Origin of the sequence: Micromonospora sp. 15K316 (genome assembly GCF_004348525.1) — a bacterium.
Taxonomy (GTDB): Bacteria; Actinomycetota; Actinomycetes; order Mycobacteriales; family Micromonosporaceae; genus Micromonospora.
Genome location: NZ_SMKG01000350.1, coordinates 1 through 3859 on the forward strand (window position 1 = coordinate 1; position 3859 = coordinate 3859).

General features: G+C 72.4%; 2 protein-coding genes. Both read left to right on the forward strand.

Annotation, left to right across the window (positions count from 1 at the left end):
- Window positions 1–89: 89 nt before the first annotated feature.
- The gene (gene ligA, locus E1211_RS31185; protein ID WP_132353681.1) at window positions 90–2225 is read left to right on the forward strand and encodes an NAD-dependent DNA ligase LigA; all 2136 of its coding nucleotides are present in this window, start codon (window positions 90–92) and stop codon (window positions 2223–2225) included.
- Between the two features lie 206 nt (window positions 2226–2431).
- On the forward strand, window positions 2432–3859 hold a 1428-nt coding region (locus E1211_RS31190; protein WP_132353683.1), incomplete at its 3' end, for a GGDEF domain-containing protein.

Here is a 3859-nt window from a genome sequence, read left to right on the forward strand (position 1 = left end):
AGGAGACAGGCGGTGGGTTGTCGTACCCGCCGGATAGCGTGCCCGGGTAGCGTGAACAGGGAGGTCAAGCGGTGTCCGAAGGTGGCGGCGTGTCCGAGGAGCGGATCGACCAGCAGGTCAGCCCGGCGCAGGAGGCGGCGGCCGGCGGCGAGCCGACCCCGGAGGCGCGCGAGCGGCACACCACGCTGAGCCGCGAGCTGACCGAGCACCAGTACCGCTACTACGTGCTCGACTCGCCGACCATCTCCGACGCCGAGTTCGACCGGCAGTTGCGCGAGCTGGAGGCGTTGGAAGCGGAGTTCCCGGCGCTGCGCACACCGGATTCGCCCACCCAGCGGGTGGGGGGCACCTTCTCCACCGACTTCACCCCGGTCCAGCACGCCGAGCGGATGATGTCGCTCGACAACGCGTTCGCCGACGAGGAGCTCGCGGCCTGGGCGGAGCGGGTCGAGCGCGACGCCGGCGGGCCGGTGCCCTACCTCTGCGAGCTGAAGGTCGACGGGCTCGCGATCAACCTCACCTACGAGCGCGGCCGGCTGGTCCGGGCGGCGACCCGGGGCGACAGCCGCACCGGCGAGGACGTGACCGCCAACGTGCGCAGCATCCGGGACGTGCCCGGTCAGCTCACCCCGTCGCCCGAGTTCCCCGACGTGCCCGAGTTCATCGAGGTCCGCGGCGAGATCTACTTTCCGGTCGCGGCCTTCGCCGACCTCAACGCGGGCCTGGTGGAGCAGGGCAAGCCGCCCTTCGCCAACCCGCGCAACGCCGCCGCCGGCAGCCTCCGCCAGAAGGATCCGCGGATCACCGCGTCCCGGCCGCTGCGCCTGGTGGTGCACGGCATCGGCGCCCGGCGCGGCTTCCAGCCGGCCACCCAGTCGGAGTCGTACGCAGCGCTGAAGGCGTGGGGCCTGCCGACCAGCGACCGCTGGCGGGTGGTGCCCGACCTCGCCGGCGTCGCCGAGTACATCGCCTACTACGCCGAGCACCGGCACGATGTCGAGCACGAGATCGACGGCGTCGTCGTCAAGGTCGACCCGGTCGCCATCCAGGGCCGCCTCGGCTCGACCAGCCGCGCGCCGCGGTGGGCGATCGCCTTCAAGTACCCGCCGGAGGAGGTCAACACCAAGCTGCTCGACATCGACGTCGAAGTCGGGCGCACCGGCCGGGTCACCCCGCGCGCGGTCCTCCAACCGGTCAAGGTGGCCGGCTCCACGGTCGCGTACGCCACCTTGCACAACGCACGCGAGGTCGAACGCAAGGGCGTGCTGATCGGTGACACGGTGGTGATCCGCAAGGCCGGCGACGTGATCCCCGAGGTCCTCGGCCCGGTGGTCGATCTGCGACCCGCCGACGCCCGGCCGTTCGTGATGCCCACGCATTGCCCCGCCTGCGGCACCCCGCTCGCCCCCGCCAAGGAGGGCGACGTCGACATCCGCTGCCCGAACACCCGCAGCTGCCCGGCCCAGTTGCGGGAGCGGGTGTTCCACCTCGCCGGCCGCGGCGCGTTCGACATCGAGGTGCTCGGCTACAAGGGTGCGGCGGCCCTGCTCGACGCGGAGATCATCCGCGACGAGGGTGACCTCTTCCAGCTCGACGCCGAGCAGCTCACCCGGTCGCCGTTCTTCGTCAACAAGGACGGCAGCCTGGGCAGCAACGCGGTGAAGCTGCTCGACAACCTGGCCGTCGCCAAGGAGCGGGAGCTCTGGCGGGTGCTCGTCGCGCTCTCCATCCGCCACGTCGGTCCGACGGCCGCGCGGGCGCTGGCGCAGCACTTCCGTTCCGTCGAGGCGATCGACAAGGCCGGCGAGGAGGAACTCTCCTCCGTCGACGGGGTCGGCCCGACCATCGCCGCCAGCATCCGGGAGTGGTTCGCGGTGGACTGGCGCCGCGAGGTGGTCCGCAAGTGGGCCGAGGCCGGCGTACGGATGGCCGAGGAGGCGGTCGACGAGGGCCCGCGTCCGCTGGAGGGGCTCACCGTCGTGGTCACCGGCACGCTCGCCGGTTTCTCGCGCGACCAGGCCGCGGAGGCGGTGCAGGTCCGGGGCGGCAAGGTCAGCGGCTCGGTCTCGAAGAAGACGGGCTTCGTGGTGGTCGGCGAGAACCCGGGGTCCAAGGCGGACAAGGCGGCCAGCCTCAAGGTGCCCATCCTCGACGAGGACGGCTTCCGCCTGCTCCTCGACCAGGGGCCGGACGCCGCCCGCGAGGTGGCCCGGGTCGAGGGCTGAGGGTCGCGACCGCGGCGCCGGCGTATCCACCGCGCCCCGGGTCGGGAGTCCGGGATCGGCGCGCGCCCGCGTGAGCTGGGGCGTATACCAAGTTAATTACGACTACGACCGATTCGTGACTGTCATACCGGGAAAGCCGGCACCGAGGGCGTTTCATTGGTGCACGGCGTGTGAAGGCCCACGCCGACCGCTGCCCGGGAGGTGTGATGGAGGTCGCGGACCCGCGCAACGTCGTCCCGCCCGGACGCGTGGCGCCGTTCATCGCCTTCATCGGCAGCGTCCTGGCCGTGGCGTTGCTGGTCGCGGCCGGTCCACTGGTGACGCTGCCGGAGCAACTGCCCCGGCTGCCGGTGGCGTTCTGGACGATGGCGGCGCTCGCGGTGGTCTGCGACGCCCGCCCGTTCGTACCGCCCGGCCGGCGTCAGTCGTCGGCGGTCTTCCCGTCGACCTGCTTCACCTTCGCCATCCTGCTCGGCTGGGGGCTGGGACCGGCGGTGGCGGTGCAGGCGGTGGCCGTGATCGTCTCCGGTTGGCGGCTACGGCACGCCATCTGGCGTACGGCGTTCAACGTGGGCCAGTACGCCTGCGCCCTCGCCGCCGCGTACGCGGTCACCCGCCTCGGGCCCGGCGCCGTCTTCTCCGGTGGGGTGCTGCACACCTCCGACGTCGTGGTGGTCGGCAGCGCGACGCTGGTCTGGTTCCTCGTCAACTACGTGCTGGTCAGCACGGCGGTACGGCTGCGCTTCGGTGGCCGCTGGTGGCCGAGCTTCCGGCAGGGGCTCGGCTTCGAGCTGCTCTCCACCGGTTCGCTGCTGCTACTCGCCCCGGTGCTGGTCGCCGCGGCCCGCACCAGCGCCGCGCTGATCCCACTGGTGCTGGTGCCGCTCTTCGCCGTCTACCGGATGGCCCGGCTCACCGTCGAGCAGCAGCAGCTCGCCTCCCTGGACCCGTTGACCGGCCTGCCGAACCGCAAGGCGCTGCTGGCCGAGGTCGCCGAGCAGGTGCACCTGCACGCCGAGCGGTCGGGCCGAGGTGAGCCCGACGCTCACCTCGCGCTGCTGCTGATCGACCTCGACCGGTTCAAGAACGTCAACGACGCGCTCGGCCACGCGGTGGGGGACCGGCTGCTGGTCGAGGTCAGCCAGCGGCTGACCGTGCTAATCGGTGGACGGGACATGGTGGCCCGGCTGGGCGGCGACGAGTTCGCCATCGTGATGACCGGGCTCACGAGCGTCGCCGAGGCCCGTGAACTCGCCGACCGGGTGGTCCGGACGCTCGCCGAGCCGGTGCCGCTGGACGGGCTGCCCCTGGACGTCGGTGGATCGATCGGCATCGCGCTCTTCCCCGAGCACGGCGAGGACTTCGCCACCCTGATGCGGCACGCCGACGTCGCCATGTACGACGCGAAGCACCGCAACGACACCATCGCCGTCTACACCGCCGAGTCCGACCACAACTCGGCCGAGCGGCTCGGGCTCCTGGCCGACCTGCGCCGCGTGCTGGAGGCCGGCCCGGTCGTCGACGAGCCGGTCGACGGCGATCAGCCCGGGCCTCGGCGGCAGCCAGGCGCTGAGCCGGTCGCCGGCGGAACCGCCGACACCTCCGGGGCGGGGGAGGTCCCCCTCGTCACCGGC